General features: G+C 40.7%; 18 protein-coding genes. 8 read left to right on the top strand and 10 right to left on the bottom strand.

The window, feature by feature from the left end; all coding sequences use genetic code 11:
* Positions 1–14 precede the first annotated feature (14 nt).
* Positions 15–659 (bottom strand): HAD-IA family hydrolase, encoded by a 645-nt coding sequence (locus H5180_RS03385; protein WP_145233582.1) that lies wholly within the window; start codon positions 657–659, stop codon positions 15–17.
* Positions 656–1,615: a 23S rRNA pseudouridine(955/2504/2580) synthase RluC gene (rluC, locus tag H5180_RS03380; RefSeq protein WP_182757669.1), complete on the bottom strand. Its 960-nt coding sequence runs from the start codon at positions 1,613–1,615 to the stop codon at positions 656–658. Before rluC ends, H5180_RS03385 begins: the two co-directional genes overlap by 4 nt.
* 625 nt (positions 1,616–2,240) lie before the next feature.
* On the opposite strand from rluC, the gene rne reads away from it, so the two are divergent.
* Positions 2,241–5,624 (top strand): ribonuclease E, encoded by a 3,384-nt coding sequence (gene rne / locus H5180_RS03375; protein ID WP_182757668.1) that lies wholly within the window; start codon positions 2,241–2,243, stop codon positions 5,622–5,624.
* Between the two features lie 216 nt (positions 5,625–5,840).
* On the opposite strand, the gene H5180_RS03370 is transcribed toward rne, so the two are convergent.
* From H5180_RS03370 to yejK, 5 genes are all read right to left on the bottom strand, one after another.
* Positions 5,841–6,299 (bottom strand): GFA family protein, encoded by a 459-nt coding sequence (locus H5180_RS03370; RefSeq protein WP_182757667.1) that lies wholly within the window; start codon positions 6,297–6,299, stop codon positions 5,841–5,843.
* Positions 6,280–7,011: an alpha/beta fold hydrolase gene (locus H5180_RS03365; RefSeq protein WP_182757666.1), complete on the bottom strand. Its 732-nt coding sequence runs from the start codon at positions 7,009–7,011 to the stop codon at positions 6,280–6,282. Before H5180_RS03365 ends, H5180_RS03370 begins: the two co-directional genes overlap by 20 nt.
* A 213-nt stretch (positions 7,012–7,224) precedes the next feature.
* Positions 7,225–7,425, bottom strand: coding sequence for a hypothetical protein (locus tag H5180_RS03360; protein ID WP_182757732.1), 201 nt, complete (start codon positions 7,423–7,425; stop codon positions 7,225–7,227).
* A gap of 196 nt (positions 7,426–7,621) precedes the next feature.
* Positions 7,622–8,407, bottom strand: coding sequence for an alpha/beta fold hydrolase (locus H5180_RS03355; RefSeq protein ID WP_220493030.1), 786 nt, complete (start codon positions 8,405–8,407; stop codon positions 7,622–7,624).
* A 293-nt stretch (positions 8,408–8,700) separates the two neighbouring features.
* The gene (gene yejK / locus H5180_RS03350; RefSeq protein ID WP_149982371.1) at positions 8,701–9,714 is read right to left on the bottom strand and encodes a nucleoid-associated protein YejK; all 1,014 of its coding nucleotides are present in this window, start codon (positions 9,712–9,714) and stop codon (positions 8,701–8,703) included.
* Positions 9,715–9,776: 62 nt separating this feature from the next.
* Between yejK and H5180_RS03345 the strand changes: the two genes are divergently transcribed.
* From H5180_RS03345 to H5180_RS03315, 7 genes are all read left to right on the top strand, one after another.
* Entirely contained in the window at positions 9,777–9,989 is a 213-nt protein-coding gene (locus tag H5180_RS03345; protein ID WP_016707302.1) for a DUF1414 domain-containing protein, read from the top strand.
* A gap of 5 nt (positions 9,990–9,994) precedes the next feature.
* The gene (locus H5180_RS03340) at positions 9,995–11,491 is read left to right on the top strand and encodes a DUF3413 domain-containing protein (RefSeq protein WP_145233569.1); all 1,497 of its coding nucleotides are present in this window, start codon (positions 9,995–9,997) and stop codon (positions 11,489–11,491) included.
* A 76-nt stretch (positions 11,492–11,567) separates the two neighbouring features.
* On the top strand, positions 11,568–12,044 hold the full coding sequence (locus H5180_RS03335; protein WP_145233567.1) for a DUF4124 domain-containing protein: 477 nt from the start codon (positions 11,568–11,570) through the stop codon (positions 12,042–12,044).
* Between the two features lie 82 nt (positions 12,045–12,126).
* Positions 12,127–13,845 (top strand): bifunctional isocitrate dehydrogenase kinase/phosphatase, encoded by a 1,719-nt coding sequence (gene aceK / locus H5180_RS03330; protein WP_145233564.1) that lies wholly within the window; start codon positions 12,127–12,129, stop codon positions 13,843–13,845.
* 15 nt (positions 13,846–13,860) lie between these two features.
* The gene (locus tag H5180_RS03325) at positions 13,861–14,799 is read left to right on the top strand and encodes a LysR family transcriptional regulator (protein ID WP_145233562.1); all 939 of its coding nucleotides are present in this window, start codon (positions 13,861–13,863) and stop codon (positions 14,797–14,799) included.
* Between the two features lie 167 nt (positions 14,800–14,966).
* The gene (locus tag H5180_RS03320) at positions 14,967–15,410 is read left to right on the top strand and encodes a PA2169 family four-helix-bundle protein (protein ID WP_145233559.1); all 444 of its coding nucleotides are present in this window, start codon (positions 14,967–14,969) and stop codon (positions 15,408–15,410) included.
* Positions 15,411–15,625: 215 nt separating this feature from the next.
* Positions 15,626–16,021 (top strand): biopolymer transporter ExbD, encoded by a 396-nt coding sequence (locus H5180_RS03315; RefSeq protein WP_145233557.1) that lies wholly within the window; start codon positions 15,626–15,628, stop codon positions 16,019–16,021.
* Between the two features lie 56 nt (positions 16,022–16,077).
* On the opposite strand, the gene H5180_RS03310 is transcribed toward H5180_RS03315, so the two are convergent.
* The 3 genes from H5180_RS03310 to H5180_RS03300 are packed head-to-tail and all read right to left on the bottom strand — an operon-like array spanning position 16,078 to position 20,749.
* On the bottom strand, positions 16,078–19,077 hold the full coding sequence (locus H5180_RS03310) for a TonB-dependent receptor plug domain-containing protein (protein ID WP_404936327.1): 3,000 nt from the start codon (positions 19,075–19,077) through the stop codon (positions 16,078–16,080).
* Between the two features lie 41 nt (positions 19,078–19,118).
* The gene (locus tag H5180_RS03305) at positions 19,119–20,195 is read right to left on the bottom strand and encodes a FecR family protein (protein WP_182757665.1); all 1,077 of its coding nucleotides are present in this window, start codon (positions 20,193–20,195) and stop codon (positions 19,119–19,121) included.
* Positions 20,192–20,749 carry an RNA polymerase sigma factor gene (locus tag H5180_RS03300; RefSeq protein WP_145233553.1) on the bottom strand — a complete coding sequence of 186 codons (558 nt, stop codon included), beginning with the start codon at positions 20,747–20,749 and terminating at the stop codon, positions 20,192–20,194. The genes H5180_RS03305 and H5180_RS03300 overlap by 4 nt, the downstream gene beginning before the upstream one ends.
* Positions 20,750–21,002: the final 253 nt, after the last annotated feature.

Here is a 21,002-nt window from a genome sequence, read left to right as displayed (position 1 = left end):
TTATTCGCTACGACTTAAACTAAACGCGCAGCTAGTTGCTGATACGAATCAACTGTCGCAATCGGTGTAAACTCGTTTAGCTGCTGGGCGTTATGCACCCCCATAGTTACACCTAAACGGTCAATATTGGCCGCTTTTGCCATCGCCATATCTATTTTAGTGTCGCCAATCATCAGCGCATCATCATGGCTAATATTAAGTTCATCCAGCAGTTGCAACAACATATCAGGAGCTGGTTTTGACAATGCATCATCACTGGTGCGGGTCGCTACAAAGTAATCCCGTAACTGTGTTTCATCCAGCAAGCGTTCAAGGCCGACTCGGCTTTTGCCGGTAGCAACAGCTAACAATACGCCACGGTTTTTTAATGCCGCTAAAGTCTGTTCTACATCAGCAAATAAAGGCGTAGGCGTGTTATCAAGATGTTTATACTGATGCTTATAACCGGCGATTAAATCAGCGTGTAAGTGGCTCTGCTGAGGAAATAACACCGTCACGGCCTGCTCAAGTGATAAACCAATGATATTTTTAACCGCCTCGTCAGTGGGGCAAACTACACCACAGACTCTCGCGGATTGATGCATACAGTTAACTATTTTAGCCACTGAATCCATCACCGTGCCATCCCAATCAAATATAACTAATTTATAGGGTTTCACGGTTTTGCGGCACGTAACGTTTTAATACAATTAGCCAGCGCTTTATCAAGCGGCGCTTCTACTCGCATAGTAGTTTCATTTTTTGGATGATAAAAACTCAAATCGTGCGCATGTAAAAATAATCGCCCTAATCCCACTTTACGCATCGCCGCATCAAATGCTTGGTTGCCATATTTATCATCACAAGCAATTGCATGACCTTTACATTGTGTATGCACACGAATTTGGTGAGTACGACCGGTTACTGGTGATGCCTGCACTAACGAACATTCAGCAAAGCGCTCCAGTACTTTAAAACGAGTATGTGAAGGTTTACCTTCAACGTTATCCACACGTACTACTCGTTCACCTGATTGTAGGGTGTTTTTACGCAGCCCTTCGGTGACATTTTTAGTTTTAGAATCCCATTGCCCATCAACCAATGCCCAGTAATTCTTTTCCATGGTTTTTTCACGTAACTGTTCATGCAAGCTGGTCAACACTGAACGACGTTTCGAGATTAACAAACAGCCTGATGTATCACGGTCTAAACGATGTACAAGCTCTAAATTGCGCTCATCTGGGCGCAATACGCGCAATGCTTCAATTAAACCATAACTGAGCCCACTGCCGCCATGCACAGCCATGCCTGATGGTTTGTTAATGACGATAAGGTATTTATCTTCAAATAAAATAGCCTCTTCAAGTTTGGTCACTACATCAAGATTTTTAGGCACAAACTCTTCACGTTCAGCTATTTGTATTGGTGGAATACGAACGATGTCATCGAGTTGTAATTTATACACAGGTTTGATGCGTTTTTTATTAACCCGCACTTCCCCTTTGCGAAGAATTCGATACACAGCGCTTTTAGGCACCCCTTTTAAATGAGTAATAAGAAAGTTATCAATCCGTTGACCTAAATGGTCTTCGGTAATCGTGACGAAAGATACTTGTAAGCCGTTTTTTTCTGACATTGCCTAATCACTGATTTAAGTAAAATAATTTTAGTTGCTAACACAGTTATAATAATGGGATAATCACCGTCGCAAATATATATTTGCAAATAACAACGGTGCTTTTTAACACATTAAAACATTCGTGATGCACATTCTGGGTAATTGATCATACAGATCCGAGATAAGTTTTCCAAAGCTTTTATACATACCCAGTTTACACGTGCCTTCAATTAACTCCGATGCGTGTAATATATCGCCAGTTAAGTTTGAGCATGAAGTGTTATTTAATGTTGATGAAAAAAGCAATTTGAACAGATAATTTGTCTGATCGTGACGGCGTACAATACGCCGTTCAGCAGATGTGTTGTAACCGTACAAGTTAATTTAATTAATGGTCGACTCTGGACAGAACTCGAATACGTCACTGTAAAAAAACAGCCGATAGTTTTGGCACCATAATAGAATTTAATAACGTGACAACACGTTATTGTCAGCCAGCACCATAAAGATACTTAGAGTACGGATACAGTACCAAGCTCCCCCACAGACCCAGTCGTGAGATTGTACAAAAAGAAGCGATGGGAGCAACTGAACAGGCGAAAAGTTTCGTCATGTCAGAGACATAACACAGTAGAGTAACAATATGAAACGTATGCTAATCAATGCGACGCAGCAAGAAGAAATGCGCGTAGCACTGGTTGATGGCCAGCGCCTGTATGATTTAGATATCGAAAGCCCGGGTCACGAACAAAAAAAAGCCAATATTTATAAAGGCAAAATCACTCGTATAGAACCGTCATTAGAAGCCGCCTTTGTTGATTACGGCGCTGATCGTCACGGATTCCTTCCTTTAAAAGAAATAGCCCGTACTTACTTCCCACAAGGTTATACTTTCCATGGTCGTCCGAATATTCGTGACGTGATCAAAGAAGGTCAAGAAGTTATTGTCCAAGTAGACAAAGAAGAACGCGGCCAAAAAGGCGCAGCCCTCACCACTTTTATTAGTGTTGCAGGTAGCTACTTAGTCTTAATGCCTAATAATCCTCGTGCTGGCGGTATTTCTCGTCGCATCGAAGGTGATGAACGCACTGAACTTAAAGAAGCTTTAAGTCGTTTAGAACTGCCTAAAGGCATGGGTTTAATCGTGCGTACTGCCGGTGTTGGTAAATCGTTTGAAGAACTAAACTACGATTTAAAAGCGCTGCTTGTTCATTGGGATGCGATTCAGCAAGCCTCTGATGGCGGTAAAGCACCGTTCTTAATTCATCAAGAAAGCAACGTGATTTTCCGTGCGATTCGCGATTATTTACGCCGTGACATAGGTGAGATCCTAATTGATAAAGCCCGTGTATTTGAAGAAGCTAAAGCGCACATTGAGCGTTTTCGCCCTGACTTCATGAGCCGTGTAAAACTTTATCAAGGTGAAGTGCCTCTTTTTACTCATTATCAAATCGAAAGCCAAATTGAGTCTGCGTTTCAACGTGAAGTACGCTTACCTTCTGGTGGTTCAATTGTTATTGACCCAACTGAAGCACTTACTTCTATCGATATCAACTCATCTAAAGCCACTAAAGGCGGCGATATCGAAGAAACTGCGCTTAATACCAACTTAGAAGCTGCAGACGAAATTGCTCGCCAATTACGTTTACGCGACTTAGGTGGCTTAATCGTTATCGACTTCATTGATATGACACCACCGCGCCATCAACGTGAAGTAGAAAATCGCTTAAAAGATGCTGTTCGTCCAGATCGTGCCCGTGTACAAATTGGTAAAATTTCGCGTTTTGGCTTACTTGAAATGTCGCGTCAGCGCCTACGCCCTTCATTAGGTGAAGCGAGCCAAGGCCCATGTCCACGTTGTAGTGGTCAAGGTACTATTCGTTCAAACGAGTCGATTGCATTGTCAATCCTACGTTTAATCGAAGAAGAAGCGATTAAAGACAATACCTCACAAGTTAATGCCCAAGTACCTGTAGCGGTTGCCTCATATCTGTTAAATGAGCAACGCCGTAGCGTGCATCGCATCGAAAAACGTCATAACTGTGATGTGGTGATCATTCCAAATCAACATATGGATACACCACATTATGAAGTAATGCGTTTGCGTAAAGATGAAACAATTGAAGCAGCAAGCTACGAGCAAATCACATTACCTGAACAAGAAGTGTATGAAACATCAAAAACACCAACGGTCGCGGTACGTGAAGAGCCGGTGTTAAAAGGCGTAGTTATGCCATCGACACCAGCACCACAAGCTCAGGCTCAAGCAGCCCCAGCAGCGGCACCACAAAGTGTTGCAGCCCAGCCGCAGGTAAGTTTATTTACTACCATCAGCAATTGGTTTAAGGCTTTATTTGCAACGCCTGCTGAGCAAACAGAAAGTAAAGAGCAACAGCAGCAAAAAACAGCGAGTGAATCTCGTAATAATCCACGTCGTAACAATGACGGTGATACACGTCGTCGTAATAACCAACGTCGTCGTAACAATAATTCACGCACTAAACCGCAAAGCGAGCGTACAGAAAGCGTAGCTGAAGAAACGCCAGCAGTTGAAAACACGCAAAACAACGAGCAACAGGAAAGAAACGATAACCGTAACAAACGTCGTCGCAATCCTAACTCACGTAAGCGTAACGATAACCGTAACGATGACAGCAAAGTAGTAGCAGAAAAAACCGAAGCAAAAGCTGACGTAAAAGACGTTGCACCAAGCCAAGATGTCGTTGTTGAAGCAACGGATCAAAAACCTAAGGTTCGTCGTCAGCGCCGTAACTTACGTAAAAAAGTTCGCCTACAAGATGAAAATGCACAACCGGCTACAACCAACAATGACGCAGAGCAACAAGCTACGCCAGTTGTTGATGACAAGCCAACTAAGCCAGTTGTAACTCAAACTGAAGAAGTTAAAGCACCTGTTGAGACTACTGCTGTTGAAACAACGGCTGTTGAAGCGCCTGAGCAAAAAGCTGAACAGACGGCACCAAACGAGCAAGAGACAGTAACATCGACTGATGAAGAGCAAGGCCAAACGCGTACGCGTTCACGCCGTTCTCCACGTCATTTACGTGCTGCTGGGCAACGCCGTCGTCGTCCTGAGGGTGAAGAAGCTACGCCAACGCAAGGTACACAACCACCAGCATTTATTCCAGTTGCAGATCAAGCCGCTGCTGAATATGAAGCTGAGTTAAAAGCCAAGCAAAATAAGCAAGCTGCAGAAGTAGTTGAAGAAAAACCTGCCGTTGCTGAATCAGCTCCGGAAGTGGTTAAACAAGCACCTGTTGCTGCTGAACCGACTCCAGAAGCGGTTGAACAAGCACCTGTTGCTGCTGAACCTACTGAAGAAGTGGTTGAACAAGCACCTGTTGCTGCTAAAGCAACTGAAGAAGTGGTTGAACAAGCACCTGTTGCTGCTGAAGCAACTGAAGAAGTGGTTGAACAAGCACCTGTTGCTGCTGAAGCAACTGAAGAAGTGGTTGAACAAGCACCAGTTGCTGCTGAACCTACTGAAGAAGTGGTTGAACAAGCGCCTGTTGCTGCTGAACCTACTGAAGAAGTGGTTGAACAAGCGCCTGTTGCTGTAGAACCTACTGAAGAAGTGGTTGAACAAGCGCCTGTTGCTGTAGAACCAACTCCAGAAGTGGTTGAACAAGCGCCTGTTGCTGTAGAACCTACTCCAGAAGTGGTTGAACAACCGCCTGTTGCTGCTGAACCAACTGAAGAAGTGGTTGAACAAGCGCCAGTTGCTGCGGAACCTGCTTCAGAAGTAGTTGTTGAGGAAGCACCAATGGCAGAGACTAAGCCTACTGCAAAACCTGTAGCACACACTAAAACAGTGATCACTTCAGGTAAAGCAAGTGCGCCAATGGCACAACCTACTGCTGTTGCAGATAGCGAAGTCGCCCATACGCCAAAAGCGATGGCACACGACAAACGTGACGCTATTCCAGATAGCGGCTTACGTGCCGGTTCTATCAAACCAGCTGGTCGCGCGAATGCTGCAATGACTAAAACCATGAGTGTTGACTAACACTTTTGGTTTAGCTTAAAAGCACACTAAAAAGCCGCGTAAATGAAAATTAACGCGGCTTTTTTAATAGCAGTTTTAAGGTTAAAGAGAACGATTTACTAGGCTCTAGCTAAAGCAAACTAGCCTAAGCAGAGATATTAGATAAATAGTGATGGAAAAACAAACAGCACATTGCACTTGTTATTTATAAAAAGCGCATGAAGGGTAATGCTATATTTATCCTTGTTTTAGCATATACTCATGCAGCAATTCAGGAAACTTTTCTTGCGGTGAAAACTTACAAAAACTGTGCTCTGCCCCCGTACTCGCCCACTCAAGTTTTTCATCAGTGTAAGTTTCAATGAATGGTTTGTAGGTGCGAGAGTCATCTAGCATTGTTGAGCGAACATTTACAAAATCATCCAAACCTTCTAGGTGGGTAAATAACCAGCTCATACAATGTCCACAAAAAAAGTGCTGCGTACTACTGTCATGCAGCCCGCCAATAACAGGCGCTCCAGATGTAATAGAAAAGGCAGCTCGTTGAAATAATGAGCTTAAGCTAAATGCGCTAGACGTCATTTTCTGACAGCCAGTGCAATGACAAGCCATAGTGATCATTGGCTTTGCGCTAACTTCAAACTTTACCTGTCCACAACGACAATGGCCTTTTGTTTTATGAGATGTACTGTCCATTATAATCTTCCTTTAAGTTCAATTTTATCAACGCCGATGCTACGTTGAATGTATCACAAATAACCTTAGCACATGCTACAGGGTTTGATTGCGCTATAAAATGTCCGCCTTCAATCTCAACTTGGCTGAAGCTGGAACACATTGACGCTAAGTACTTCACCGCACTCGCGCTTACCAGTAAATCTCTACTAGGGCGAATATAAGTCACTGGGCAATCTAACTCGCACTGTTGTTTTGAAAGGCCAGCTATGTTGCCTAATCTTAATTTGAGTTTACGTTTATTCGCTGTTTGCAGCGAAACAAATACGGGATAAACCAACGTTTGCCCACCCGTTAAACTAAAACCAAACAGATAAAGTAGCTTTTTACTTAAATAATTTGCTGACAGTAAGCTAACAGGTAAAAAGCCTGCCAACTTAGATAACAAAGAAGGCGCTGAGATAAAGCTGGCCAAAAATACGATGCCTTTCACACGACTGCCAAGTAGCTTATAAAGCTCACAAGCCACCGGCCCAGAATAAGACTCCGCGACAATATAAATATCAGTATCTTTAAAACGCTTTGCTATTTCTGCCGCTTGTTTAGCATAAGTTACGCCTTCAAGTGATTCATATGAGATCACTTCAGTATTTATATTTTCAGGCAAGTTTTTTGTCAATTTAGCAAACAGACGGCCAGTACCATCAAGGCCAGGAAGCAGTATAATTTTCATATTTAAATTCAGCACCCAACGTTAGCATTCAAATACTTGAACTTTGATTTTGGCCAAGTGCTTTTGTGCACAAAAATCATGAGCAAGAAATATGAAAAGTGTAAAAACAATTTAGCTTTGCTCATAAACACCTAGACTCGTTAAATTATACAGTAACTAATTGATTATCTAAAACGATGGCAAGTCGAAGGCTCATATTATTAGGGATGTTTGTTATTTTTTCTTTTCTTGTATTGCGGTGCCAACTGAAAGACCAATGCCAGCGCCAACAGCAATGCCAATAGCTAAACTAAAATGTAATATGTTAAATATTACACCAATAACCACACCGATAGCAGAGCCAACTCCACACCCTATTGCCATATATACACCTAAGGTTTTATTTGCTGATTTACCTTCCTTTTTATTACTCATATCAGTCCTTAAATCATCACAGCTATATCGGCTTATCTACAAGTCTAAAAAATGGCTCGATTTGATTTATTTTCATTTGTAAACCAAACACAGCCTAGTTACTATTTTGGTTAAATTATTTGTAAGCACATAGCTAACTATACCGTCTCATCGCTTACTGCAGCGGCAAATCATGTAAATCAATTCCCTGCATTTATTAGTCTTTAATTCTTTTCAATAATTCAATTACTTCTTGCACCACCCTATCTGGTTCATCATTTTGAGGATAATGATAGCTCTTATCTGTTAATACAGCTTTACCTTGTGGAAAAGACTCAGCCGAAGTTGAATGCAATTCGCCCCACATTTTTCGGCCTTCATCGGTAAAAAAGAGTAATGGCGGATTTTTATACTTTTTCACGGATGCAATAACGGTTACTGGAATATCTGGGATCTGTGGATAATCTGGCAATGGTCTTTTCCCCCAAAAGTCCAGATACTGGTTGGACATACCATTAGCCATATCGCCTAATTTCACTTGTGCTATTTCTTTCTCAGCTTTTGCAAGATCAATTTGGCGCATGATATCAACATCATGCTCCGAAGCAGGCTCAATCAGCATGAGGGCTGAAACCCACTCAGGGTAAGTTGCAGCGAATCGTCTTGCGATATAAGCACCATATGAATGAGCAATATAGACGATTGGTTTTTCAACGTGTAACGCTTCAAGTAGCATGAGAGCTTCGTTTGCATACTCTTCCGAGCTGTAGTTTTTTCTCAATTGCGTAGAACCGCCGTTACCAATTTTTAAATAACGAATGATGCGGGCTTCCTTTGCAAGCTTTTCAAAAACCGGCTCCCAATCAAATAACCCCGCAGAGCCACCAGCCTCTAAAAATAGAGTATGCTTGCCACTCCACGCGATTTCGTACTCAATATCATAGCCATTAACCTTAATAAAATTAGGCTTGGCAAACACACTTGCCGTAACAAAAAACAGCAAAACATTAATCCAAATTTCACTTTTTCTCCTTAAAGACTAGCAAGCCTGTGGATTAACTCATTTTATAATTCACTTTTATTAATAAACCATAGCCAAGTTACTATTTTGGTTAAATTATTTTTTGTATTAAAAGCTAGAGTAATAATCTTATTCGCGGTGGTTTTTTCATACAACTTAATTAATTTAGTATCGACTGTAACTATGCTTCGGCACACAGCAAAAACAAGAAAGCGCGGTGTAAACACCACGCTTTCAACTAATTCAAATCTGCTTATGGCTTATGGCTTAAAGCTCTAGTCTTCACTTTCCATAAACCGTTGCAATTGGTCTTTAAGGTTCGGCGGTATGCCTTTAATAACTAACGTATCAGTGGCCTCGTTGTACATTACCCGTTCGCCTAAGTGTTTGCGCTCAAAACTGATGCTCACGCCGCCGCCAAGGCCAGAGAATTTAACCATACTGGTAACGGTTTTTTTATCGACCGGGAATGACTCTTCTAGGTCATAGCTTTGCTCTTTGCAAAAGCTTTCAAATGGGTTGTCGTCACCTTTGGTGAGCGTTGCTGATAACTCGCTGACGTTAGCATCTTCACCAGTAGTAACGCAGTCATTACAGTAATCAAATACTTGTTTACGCAGGTCGTCTTTTTCAGATTTATCAAATTGTTGCTCTGATAAATAATCTTCAACTGCATTGAGCATTACTTGGCTTTGCTGTTTTGGATCGATGCCTTCTTCGCAACCTAAAAAGTCTAAGAAGAAGTCGGCGACTTTGCGCCCTGCTCGGCCTTTAATAAATGAGATATAACGATTGTCTTCTGCTTGGGTGTCCCACGCAGTTAAATCGATGCGTGCAGCTAGTTGCATGCGGGAAATATCTAAATGGCGTGACGAGGCTAAATCAAGCTCAGAGGTAATAGAGTAATGCTCTTTGATGTTGATCATTGCAATCAGCATATAATCGGTTGCTACGTATTGATAATGACAAAATACTAAATAGCCAGTTTCGTTAAACGCGTACTTATCAAGTTCCTCTTTAAGTACAGCTGAAGCTTGCTCTGTCATGTGCCAAAAGCCAAGCTCGCTGTTGCGGTAACTTTGCATGGCTGATGCAACTACAGAGTTTTTATCACCACTAAAAGCACAGTACCCTTTACCTGGTTTGCCGTTGTATGCGTGATGAAGTTGCTCGATGAATACAGCGACTTTATCATTCACTGCCATTTCGTCATTGCGCAAATGAATTTGCGTATCGTCGTCTTTTTTGTCTACATAATGAACGACTAACTTTTTAACATCTATTGCCATCTTTGTTTTTCACGCCTCTGGTGTTAAAATGTGAGAATATAACTCTTTTATTGAACCAACTGATGCCAATCTTATCAAAATATTCTAATGATGAAGTAGAACAAATCGTCGATCAGCTCATTGATGTGTTAACTAAGCACAATGCGCCGGTTGATTTAAGTCTTATGTGTTTAGGAAATTCTATCACGCATATCTTAAAAGAGCATGTACCAACAGGGAAAAGACAAGCGGTTGCAGACAATTTTGCCAAAGCACTTGCGCAATCGGTTAAATAGACTTTATGAATTTATCGCAGCACAATCAGTTTTCGTCTAAAGCGAGTCAATTATTAAGTTGGGGGCATTTGTTTACTTTTGCCAATATCGGCTTAGTGTTGCTCATAAGTTTAAGTTACTTATTTGCTGACTCTCCACCTACCAGCTTTATGGGTATTCTTTATATGCTAGTGACATGGCTTAGTCACACTAGTTTTATTACCTTTATTGCCTTTGTACTGACGATATTTCCGCTAAGTTTAATATTTCCTTATCCACGTCATATCCGCGGTATGGCTGCAATACTTGCCACTTGTGGTGCATCACTACTGACGCTTGATGCCTATGTGTATTTTAACTTAGGCTACCATTTAAGTAGCTCTGCGTTACCTGAGATTATTACCTTATTGTGGCATCGTTTAACTAGCTCTCCAGCGCTGACAACCCTGCTCGCTGGGGGAATTGTAATGCTTATTTTTGCATTTCAGTTATTAGCAAGTAACTATACATGGCACCATTTAGCTCGCTTAAAACAATATAAATTTGCTCGCTACGCCGGCTCATTGTTATTGGTATGTTTTGCGATGAGCCACAGTATTCATATTTGGGCTGATGCAAATTTGAAGTTTGACATTACTAAGCAAGATAATGTTTTACCCTTGTCCTACCCAACGACAGCAAAAAGTTTATTGGCAAAAAATGATTTACTTGATATTGAAAGTTACGAGCAAGCACATAACGTAAAGGTTAATACACAAAATGTAGATTACACGGCTCCAACACCAATTGCTCGCTGTGAAGACTTTACTGCTGCGACAGTCGATATTTTAGTGTTTAGCTCTGCACCTGCGTTAACTAATTTTGCTAAACAGCACAAAAATTTAAATAAAACAGAGCAGTTTTTACAACCCGTTCACCATCAAGATGTACTATTTAGCTTGATTTACGGTTTACCTGCATACTACAAGCCAGCCTTAATGACAGAGCAAACATTGCCGGTGTGGCAAAGTAATCGTCGTAGTATTAGTGTCAGTGGCTTTGATGATTTTAACTATATCAATAATACAACAGCGGGTGATGCAGCAATTCGTATCATTAAAGCCGATGAAAACACTGCGCTTCGAGAGGGAGTCAATCAAGTATTTGCATTTAGTTTAGCCGATGTTGATCACGGTATTGTGAGTGCTTCATCTTTATACAGCACGGATAGAAAAGTAACCCGCACTGAAGGCTTGATCCAGCCAAGCGATTTAATTGCCACAAGCGTTGGCCAATATTTAAATTGTGCTGATATCGCAAAGCAAAGCATGCTAGGCGTTAATCTGTATAACAAAAAAGGCGATATGGGCGTTAATTATTCGCAAGGCGTATTTATTGCCTATAAGAAAGACCGTATTACATTAATTGATTCTGATGGTAATTATAAAAATATCTCTGCTGCTCAAGGCTTTTCAATAGAGCAAGGTTTAGATATTCCGTTTTTAGCACAAAGCATTAAAAAGCTAAAAACCTTTACCGAATAACTGCCACTGGCAATTTACCCAAGTTAGGTTATAGTTTTTGTATATGATTATGCCCTAACTAGGGAAGGCTAGCGTAATGAAACTGTGTACTCTTTTCGTTATTTTTATTAGTTTGCTATTTGTTGCTGATCAGGCGGCTTCCGCAGATCAATATTACAAGTGCGTAACCGACAGAGGTACTACTTTTAGCCAATTTCCCTGTGGCGGGCAGGCAACGCAACATAAAATAGCAGTGTCGCCCAACGTCACTCCGGCCAATGTAAATCATGTCAAAGCGCTTAATTCTCTTGAGCGTGAACAAATTATTCGTAATCTCAACGCTGAGATACGCAGCGTTAAATATAAACTCGCCATTTTGAGTCGTGACCGTGATCGCGCTGAATACGAGCAACTGCAACGGCTTAATCGTTTAATGAGTGATGATGATAAAAAAAAGCTTAGTAAAGAGATAAAAAAGCAGCTAAAAGTGATCAATAAAACGTTTGCCAAAAACACCAAAACGACCAACAAACAGCTCTCCGCACTCGAAAAAAAACTGAAACGTTATGAATAAACTATTGGGTTTTACCAATATTTAGCATACTCTTAACATGTGTAGAGCATATACTCTACAGGTCATTTTGGAGTACCCGTTCATGCAACCACAAAACATTGCCGAGCTAATTTTAAATGGCTTTAAAAAGCATTATAAATTATTTCAGCAGATCACCGCACAAGCACCTCTGGCATTTGCAAATAAAAACTGGACAAAAATGCACGACATTAGTCGCTTGCGGATCACTTATTACGATGATCGGGTTAACGAAACCACCCAGCAACTACAAAATCAGCAATTAGCCAATCAACTGGATGAATCACTCTGGCTGCAAACAAAACAAATCTACCAGCACTTTTTAACGTTTCATCCACAAGCAGAATTAGCCGAAACATTTTATAACTCTGTGTTTTGCCGCTTATTTCATCGACGTTATTTTAATAATGATTTTATTTTTGTAAAAGCCACCTTAGCAGATGCCCCTGCGCTTCCTGTAGAAGCAGAATACCGCAGCTACTTTCCTGTTGTAGACGGCTTAAAGCCCACTATCCGTAAAATAATTAATCAATTTGATTTTAAAGCCGATTTTGTTAATTTAGAGCGCGATATACGACTTTTAGTAAAGGCGTTTTATAAACAAGCACCCGACACCCATCACCGTGCGTGGCAAATGCGCTTTGACATATTACAAACGCCGTTTTATCGCAACAAAGCAGCCTATATTGTCGGCCGTGTGGTATCACAAAGTGGTGTGCAGCCATTTATTATTGCGGTGTTACATCATCAAGAGCAAGGTCTGTATCTCGATGCTTTACTGACTAACTCATCGCAAATGCGGGTTATTTTTGGCTTTGCTCGCGCTTATTTTATGGTTGAAACCCACGCTCCTTCCGCATTAGTTCGGTTTTTAAACCAACTAATGCCCAACAAAACCTTAGCAGAGCTTTACAATGCCATTGGCTTTCATAAACAAGGTAAAACCGAGTTCTATCGCGAGTTTTTAACCCATTTACAACGCTCCAGTGATGATTTTGTGATTGCCCCTGGCACACCGGGCATGGTGATGATGGTATTTACCCTACCTTCATTTGATTATGTATTTAAAATAATTAAAGACAAATTTGGTGAAAGTAAACCATTTGGCCGCGATACCGTTCTCAAACGCTACCAATTAGTTAAAAGCCATGATCGGGTTGGTCGTATGGCAGATACCATAGAGTATTCTAACGTCGTATTCCCTGTTGCGCGTTTTAACGCTACATTGCTTGCACAGCTTAAACAAACTATTGGTTCATCAATGATCATCGAAGGCGACTTACTGATCATCAAACATATGTATATTGAGCGACGCATGACGCCACTGAATTTATATTTAGAAAAAGCTAATACTGAAGATGCCGCTGTTGCCATTGCAGAATATGGCCAAGCACTCAAGGAAATGATCGCCGTTAATATTTTCCCAGGCGATATGTTACTTAAAAACTTTGGTGTCAGTAAACACAAACGCATTATTTTTTATGATTATGATGAAGTGCAATATTTAACAGACATGAACTTTAGGGCATTGCCTAAAGCAAAAAGTTATGATGACTACTTAACCAATGAGCAAAGTTACTCTGTGGCACCACAAGATGTATTTCCAGAGCAGTTATGCACTTTTGTAATGCCAAACCCGCAATACAAAGCAGTTTTCAGCCAAACACATCCAGAACTATTAGACGTCGCATTTTGGCAGCAAGCGCAACGAAATATAAAAGCAGGGGTCGTTAGCCACATCTACCCTTATCCAGCAGCGCAGCGTTTTATCCATCAATGGTAGACGAAAGGACACACAATGAATATCAGTAAAATAGATTTAAACTTACTCGTTTATCTCGACACCTTATTACGCGAATGTAATGTTACTCGCGCCGCAAACCAGCTTAGCATTACACAGCCGGCAATGAGTAATGGTTTAAAACGTTTACGTAACCTGTTTAACGATCCGATCTTAGTACGCACCAGTGATGGTATGGTGCCCACTGAACGAGCTATTGAATTGCAGCCGGTGATCCGTGGCATCTTAATGACATTAGAAGAAACGCTTGCACCAAACCGTGAATTTGAGGCCAGCCAAAGCAAACGGGTATTTAGGATTATGGCCAGTGACTATGCTGCCAGCACCTTAGCACCTAAGCTACTGAGTAAATTACACGATGAAGCGCCGGATACCACACTCGATATTCTCACTCCAAGTGATGTTACTTTTCATGATGTAGAAAACGGTAAAGTTGATATGGCAATAAATCGTTTCGAAAACCTACCGCAGTCGTTTCATCACAAACGTATTTGGAAAGATAGCTTTTGTTGTTTAGTAAAAGCTGACAACCCGATCATTGAAAATTTTAGCCTCGATAGTTATTTAAAAGCTCGGCATATTTGGGTAAGTAAAACAGGTTTTGGTGTCGGGGTTGGTATGGATCCTAAAGACGTACAAAAACTTGGCTGGGTTGATGAAGCGCTCGCCCACTTTGGTAAACACCGAAATATTGCCACATTCACCCGTAATTACCACGTTGCAATACATCTAGCGAAAGAGAAGAACCTGATTGCGACACTCCCTTCAAAAGCCGCTAATATTTATTTAGATGATCCCGGTTTGCAAATTCTGGAGCCTCCCTTCCCTATACCACCATTTGAGTTAGATATGATTTGGAGCCCATTACTTCACAGAGATGCCAGTCATATTTGGTTACGCCAAAAAGTAGCCGAAGTTGCAGATGAATTAAAGTAACGCTCTTACAAAAGCCCTGTAAAATTTGCTTACTGGTATTTTCAAGTAAGCAAAAATCAATTTAAAAGTATTAATAATCATGATGTTAAAATAATTTAAAAATGGAATGGCAATTGCTTTAAGTTACTTGAACTTTAATATTCATTTAACTTAAAGAGGTCAATATTATGAATGCCCAGCAAGGAAACGAAGTAAATCATATCACTGACATTATCCAAGTAATGAACAGCGGCATCGACTTTTATGAAAAGGCGCAGGAAAAAGTACAAGATCCAGCCATTGGTGCGCTATTTCAGCGTATGATAGACGCACGTAAAGTCAGCGTTGAAAACCTACAGCCTTACGCTATTAATCAGCAAGGTGAACGAGAAGATGGTTCGTCTTTTGCTGTTGAAGCTCGCCGAGCATATACCGCACTGATCACAAAATTTAGTGCCAACAACGATCAAATTTATGTCAAAGAGCTTGAAGAAGTGGAAGATAAAACACTTGAAGAAATTAAAGCTGCCATGAAAAAACCACAACCGCACGATTGTGAAGCCGCCCTCGCTAAAGTATTACTGACCATGCAAAGCTGTCATACGGAAATGAGCCGTATGCAGAAGCATTAACCACAATGCTTAAATGAAAGCCCAGCCACGCGCTGGGCTTTTTTATGCTCATAATTATAGTTAAATGATTTTTATAACAAAACAATGCAAATAATTAATAAAAATAGCATATTTATTTAACCACAGCATGATTTTAATCGTCTAGGCTTATTAATAGGTACCTACTATCCCGCTGTGGCGCCGCAGCATTTTATCAAAAATAACAAGGTTCCATTATGAGAAATAAACAACATGTAAACCCACAAAACGCTGACGTTGATATGACGCCGATGCTTGATATTGTATTTATACTTTTAATATTTTTTATTGTTACAACTTCATTTGTAAAACCTGTGGCAATAGAGCTGCAACGGCCTGTAGATAAACCCAGTATTGATAAACAAACTAAAAGTGCTCATTTTAGTATTGACCAAAGCAATGCGGTGTATTTTGCGGGGCGATTAATTGACTTAAACCAAGTTGCCACTAACCTTGCGATGTTTGCTGCGAAGTATAATATCGCCACAGTACAAATAGCCGCTGACGAAAACAGTACGCATCAAACTTTAATGACAGTAATGAATAATATCAAAGAGTATGATAACTACCCCATTGCACTCACATCACACTAAAAGCAAAAAAAGGGCCAGACGGCCCTTCAAAACTAAATAACGTAGGAGAAGTTATTTTAGAATCGGTATTCAGCACCTACATAGTAGTAAGCACCGTTAAAACCAAATGGTGCTGAACGGCGTGAGTACTCAAATACACCGGTTGAACTGATAATAGTATTACCAGAAGCATCAACAATTGTGCCTGAGCGAGAATTACCTATGGTATTTTTATCAGGGTAAACGTCAAATAAATTGTTTGCACCAATATTTAGTGACAAGTTATCTGTTACAAAATAGTTTACTTTTACATCGGTAAGAATTTCAGCGCCGTAAGTCTGGCGACCGCCATCTTCAACCGTGTATTCGCCATAACGATTGAGCGATAAGTTTACCGTCCAATCTTCAAGGCGATATAATGCACTTAAGTTTACTCTGTCTTGTGGTTGCCATTCTTCGATGATTGAGGTTTCTTGCGAAGAAAATACATCTTCGACAGGGATCGTTTCCAAACCACTGCCCGCAGGAGTAAATAAATCAACCACATCGGTTTCAGTAAAGTTAGCCGCTAATGTAAAATCTAGGGTACCGCCTAAGCCTTCCGTGTTCCATGTCGCAACAAAATCCACACCTTGCGTTTCGGTATCTGCACCATTTAAGAAAAACTGCCCTGCACCTGCGCCAGAACTAACCAATGCAGCATCTAGCGTTGATGACAACTCTTTACCTAAACGGTTACTGATCACAATACGGTCGTCAATATCAATTGAATAATAATCAACGGTAACATTAATATTATCCGTCACGTTATACACAATACCTAAGCTCATGTTTTGTGACTTTTCTTCTTTAAGTTTTGGAATACCAATACTCTGTGCAAGCGTGCTGTCGTTTCTAAAAGTACCAACTTCTTCTGCAATTAGATCGCCATTAGGACCAACTACAAACTGGGTACTGATATTATTGAAATACAATTGCTGCATTGATGGTGCTCTAAAACCAGTACTCACCGCACCGCGCAGTGAAACGTCATCAGTCACCGACCAGTTACCCGCTAACTTAAAGTTAACCGTATCACCAAAGCCTTTGTAGTTATCGTAACGCAGTGCGCCAGAGATAATTACATCATCAATAATGTAAGTTTCAGCATCAAGGTAAAACGAAATCACATCACGTGATTCATCCACAGAAGATTCCGGCGATGAACCACCAAAACCTTGTGTACCACCTGCTGCATTTTCGCTGCCAATACCACCGCTCATACCATCGTAAATATTAACACCATTATTAGTATCATAATCACGGTAAGCGTATTCACTGCCTTCTAAAATACGATATTCATCGGTGCGAAGCTCGGCACCCATTGCCAGTGAAAAATTATCATAGTCTTGTGTAAAATCAAGATTGATTGTTTGCAGTGATAACTCCATGCCATACGCATACGCTTGGCGAGGAATAGTGGCACGAATATCATCAGCACTTAAACCTTGATCATAACGTAATAAATTAGCGTATGAACCATTGATAGTGTCACTAGTGGTATAATCGATGCTGTTTTCACCATAGGTGTATGACAGGTCAAGACTAGAGCTATTATCAAACTCTTTTTTAAAGCCAAAGTTATACGAGATATCATCAATGGTGGTGTTGATCATTGGCAAAAAGCCCATCGGGATCACCGCATCACCATCTTGTAAAACTGGGTTGCCATCAGCATTGGCATTATGACGGAAGAACGCCGCTGATTCGTTATCTCGGGTTGAATAAGTAATAAAGCCATAGAGCTCACCACCAGCAAGTTCATAACCGGTATTCACCGTTAAAGCAAATTGTTGCGAGTCTGCATCACCAATTCTAAACGTATCACGTGGTGCAGTCAGCTCACGAGGATCGCCCGCTAACAGCGTGCCATCATCAAGCTCTGTGCAACCATAAAACTGGCAAGAGCCATGTAAACCGGCACGATTTGTAGGTGCACGGTCGCGGTAGTTGATAGTGGTATTTAAATAACCATCATCGCCTAAAGCAAAGCCTTTATTAAAATCAACCGTAACGGTTTCGCCATCACCTTCAGAATACTGGCCATAGTTAACCGCGGCTTTACCGCCTTCATCAGCATCTTTAAATACGATGTTGATAACACCCGCAATCGCATCTGAACCATATTGCGCAGCCGCACCATCACGTAATACTTCGATACGTTTAATTGCAGCAGCTGGGATCGCATTCATATCTGTACCTGCGGTACCACGACCTACAGATGTATTAATATGGATAATGCTGGCTTGGTGACGACGTTTACCATTGATAAGTACTAATGTTTGATCTGGCCCTAAGCCACGTAAAGTAGCAGGTCGTAGTGCATCAGTACCGTCACTGATCGATGAACTTGAAAAGTTAAAAGACGGTGCGATAGCTTGTAACATACGGCCGACTTCTGTTTGTCCGGTATTTTCTAGCGCTTCAGCACTTAAAATATCAACAGGTACGGGTAAGTCTTCGACCGAACGCCCTGCTACACGGCTACCAACGATGGCGATTTTTTCAATATTTTCTTGAGCGGCTTGTTCTTGTGCATTAGCAACTTGGCTATTGGTTGCCATTAAAAGTGGTATTACAGCAGCACTGACCCCTGAAAGCTTTCTCATGTTGTTATCATTCCTATTGATTTGTTTGAGTTTTATACTCAGTAAACCATTTTGATCAACAACCGCATCGAGTTCAGTATTTTTCAGCATTGTACTAAGCGCTTCTAACTGAGTGTAATAACCATACACTGATTGAGCTTGGTATTGTTTTGCTAAATCAAACGAAAAAACCACGGTTTGTTCTGTTTGTTTTGCAAACTCTATCAATGCTTGATCTGCTCGCTGCGCTTTTATATCAAATTGTACCATCTGTGGATTTGCAGCCTCAGCCTGAACTTTTAGGCTAAATACTAAAGGTGCTAATACAATTAACCCACAAATTGGATACGTTTGGTTACTGCGCAACTTATACAAACAGTTGAGAAAGAATAATCCGCTATACAATCCTATTTTTTTATTAATTATTTTTTTACTTTTTATATTTACCATTGTAACTTCTGACACTTTAAATCAAAGAGCAAGCATAAAGCTTAGCTGTGATCACCGTGTTTTAGGCTTACGATATGTTCACCTAAACGTTCATGCTCAATGGCTAAATTGATGCGCAGGCTATCAAGTAAACCGATAATATCACCGGCTTTAAACACCCCAGCCACTTTTAAAGAAGCTAATGCAGGATCAGCAAGTTCAAAACGCGTTGCGGTATAGCGACTCACTTCTTGCAGTGCTTCGCTTAACGACTCGCCATTAAAAATTAGCATACCTTGTTGCCATGCCAGATCCCGTTGTACATCATCTTGTGTTAACCGTTTGATTGGCTTGGTAATACTTTCTTTAATTAATGCTTTTTCGCCAGAGATAACAATACTAGCATTAATTTTTTTCACACTGTCTGTATCATTACTAGCACTTTGTAATTGTACAAAATCATCAGCATTTACGGCAACCGAAGGATCCGTGATCATCACTTTACCCTCAGTAACAACCAGCTCAAGATCCGATGCTGCATTACGTTGCACATTAAAAACAGTCCCCAGTGCGGTAAATGACTTATCGCCTGCCATCACCGTAAATGGACGTGCGGCATCTTTAGCAACATTAAAACGTCCTTCGCCTCGACTTAAAATCAATTGTCGGCGGTTTTTTGTATACGCAACTTCTAATAAGCTATTGGTATTTAATTGCACAATCGTACTATCTGGTAGCACAAACGTTGCTTGCTCACCGACTTTAGTACGGTAAATTTTACTGTACTTGGCTTGTTCTTGTGGTGTTGTTGGCCACTGCTCAATACCAACAAATATAAAGCTGGCAACTAGCAATGCGGCAAAGACACTTGCCGCAATCGAAAAATTAATTTCTCTGCGGGCAGGCTTATTGATGCTGTTTTTATTGGGAAATAAGCTACTCAACTCATTTAATACGCTCAGTTCATCCCATAACTGGGCTAACTCAAATACCGCATCTTGATGGGCTTTATTTTGTTGCACCCAGTGCTGAAATTGCATACGTTCTTGCTTTGATAAGCCCCTATCCATAGCACTTATCCAACTACTGGCATCTGCTTGAATAGCACCTTTAGACGAAAATTGATGAATATTACTCATTTTCCCACCCTCCTGGCAGGTTCAATAGTGGCACTGCTGTGCTCACCTAACTGCTCATGTTGCTGCATGTAGCGCATAGATTGTAACAAACCTTTGGCAATATGTTTTTCAACCGTACTTTCACTTAACTTCATTTGCGCTGCGATTTCTTTTTGGCTCATGCCATATACTTTCTTTAAAATAAAACATTTTCGTACTGGCTGGCTTAGTTGCTCAGTAGCACGGCAAAACAGTAAAAAGCGCTCTTTTGAGGTCACTTCATCCTCAAGCTGCATAGATCGCAACGACTGCTGATAATCATCAGAGGTATCTAATGAATCACAATGCTGATTATCCCATTTAGCAATATGGTTAAGCGCCAAATGCTTGGCAGTCTTTAGCATATAACTGCGTGTATATTTAATATCTTGTTTTAAATCAGCTTGATAGCTCTTAACAAAGGTTTCTTGTACTATATCTTCCACATCATCTGGTTGTACAATGCGCGAAACAAAACGTCGCAACTGTGAAGACAGATCAATAAATGTTGTAGATAATGTCGGCTTGCGCGTCATTATTAACTTTACCCTTGCTATTATTATTACGCCTAGGGTACGAGTTTTAGCGCCAATTACAAGGCAATTTGTTAATTTTGTGGTTATTAAAGCTGTTTCGCTAACAAAGCACTTACAGCACTTCATAATTAAGCTATTGTCATACAAAATAATGACTTCATTACTTTATAAACAGCTTTACAGAATATCTAAATTCTAAGGTATCAAACTACTTTGTGCTTTAAAAAATACTGAAAAATAAACACGAGCCTGT

Origin of the sequence: Pseudoalteromonas sp. SR41-4, from assembly GCF_014163985.1 — a bacterium.
Classification (GTDB): Bacteria; Pseudomonadota; Gammaproteobacteria; order Enterobacterales; family Alteromonadaceae; genus Pseudoalteromonas; species Pseudoalteromonas rhizosphaerae.
Note: the sequence above shows the minus strand (reverse complement) of the source record. Positions and strands in the feature narration are given on the sequence as shown.

Excerpts from the sequence above, each read along its gene's own strand:
- yejK (WP_149982371.1), bottom strand. The coding sequence starts at position 9,714 with ATGGCAATAGATGTTAAAAAGTTAGTCGTTCATTATGTAGACAAAAAA.
- H5180_RS03300 (WP_145233553.1), bottom strand. The coding sequence starts at position 20,749 with ATGACGCGCAAGCCGACATTATCTACAACATTTATTGATCTGTCTTCA.
- H5180_RS03345 (WP_016707302.1), top strand. The coding sequence starts at position 9,777 with ATGCCAATCTTATCAAAATATTCTAATGATGAAGTAGAACAAATCGTC.
- aceK (WP_145233564.1), top strand. The coding sequence starts at position 12,127 with ATGCAACCACAAAACATTGCCGAGCTAATTTTAAATGGCTTTAAAAAG.
- H5180_RS03325 (WP_145233562.1), top strand. The coding sequence starts at position 13,861 with ATGAATATCAGTAAAATAGATTTAAACTTACTCGTTTATCTCGACACC.
- H5180_RS03310 (WP_404936327.1), bottom strand. The coding sequence starts at position 19,077 with ATGGTAAATATAAAAAGTAAAAAAATAATTAATAAAAAAATAGGATTG.
- H5180_RS03340 (WP_145233569.1), top strand. The coding sequence starts at position 9,995 with ATGAATTTATCGCAGCACAATCAGTTTTCGTCTAAAGCGAGTCAATTA.
- H5180_RS03335 (WP_145233567.1), top strand. The coding sequence starts at position 11,568 with ATGAAACTGTGTACTCTTTTCGTTATTTTTATTAGTTTGCTATTTGTT.
- rluC (WP_182757669.1), bottom strand. The coding sequence starts at position 1,615 with ATGTCAGAAAAAAACGGCTTACAAGTATCTTTCGTCACGATTACCGAA.
- H5180_RS03315 (WP_145233557.1), top strand. The coding sequence starts at position 15,626 with ATGAGAAATAAACAACATGTAAACCCACAAAACGCTGACGTTGATATG.
- H5180_RS03370 (WP_182757667.1), bottom strand. The coding sequence starts at position 6,299 with ATGGACAGTACATCTCATAAAACAAAAGGCCATTGTCGTTGTGGACAG.
- H5180_RS03360 (WP_182757732.1), bottom strand. The coding sequence starts at position 7,425 with ATGAGTAATAAAAAGGAAGGTAAATCAGCAAATAAAACCTTAGGTGTA.
- H5180_RS03320 (WP_145233559.1), top strand. The coding sequence starts at position 14,967 with ATGAATGCCCAGCAAGGAAACGAAGTAAATCATATCACTGACATTATC.
- H5180_RS03365 (WP_182757666.1), bottom strand. The coding sequence starts at position 7,011 with ATGAAAATTATACTGCTTCCTGGCCTTGATGGTACTGGCCGTCTGTTT.
- H5180_RS03305 (WP_182757665.1), bottom strand. The coding sequence starts at position 20,195 with ATGAGTAATATTCATCAATTTTCGTCTAAAGGTGCTATTCAAGCAGAT.
- rne (WP_182757668.1), top strand. The coding sequence starts at position 2,241 with ATGAAACGTATGCTAATCAATGCGACGCAGCAAGAAGAAATGCGCGTA.